Below are 509 nucleotides of genomic sequence, written 5' to 3'. Positions count from 1 at the left end.
TTGAAGTTTTCATCCGGACAGTGTCTGATGACTTTTTGGATGAATCTCTCAACTCTTTCAGTGACATCGATTCTTTTGTCATCCTCATGACGATTATAGAACCAATGAATCATTTTGGTTGTGTCATTATATTCTACAATTCTGCTTTCTGCCATGACAGGTCTGTTGGTATAGCGTGTTATATATGCGACGGTATCATCAACATCATCTTCGCTCTGATCTTTTTTTGGTTCTTTGGCATAGACATAGAAACCGTCGGGATAGTTTTTATAAAGGTAATTTTTAAGTGCATGGAATTGTCTTGTGTTGATTTTCCTGTCAAGAAGGTCAAGGATCTGAAACATCCAGGTTTTTCTGAGCTTATTGAAATCCATATAGGCAAGGCTTTTGATGCAGTCCTTCCTGAGATTGAGGGCATCCTGACAGACAAGCATGTGGATATGAGGATTGAATTCAAGGGGTCTGCCAAAAGTATGAAGGGTAGAGATGGCACCAAAAACAACATTATC

General features: G+C 38.9%; 1 protein-coding gene. It reads right to left on the bottom strand.

Annotated elements, in window-relative coordinates:
- Positions 1-434 (bottom strand): transposase (locus B5E79_RS14095; protein ID WP_479684576.1); only part of this gene is annotated, 434 nt, incomplete at its 3' end.
- Positions 435-509 lie beyond the last annotated feature (75 nt).

Origin of the sequence: Massilimicrobiota sp. An134 (genome assembly GCF_002160815.1) — a bacterium.
GTDB lineage: Bacteria > Bacillota_I > Bacilli_A > Erysipelotrichales > Coprobacillaceae > Allocoprobacillus > Allocoprobacillus merdigallinarum.
This window is presented reverse-complemented; position numbering and strand designations above follow the sequence as displayed.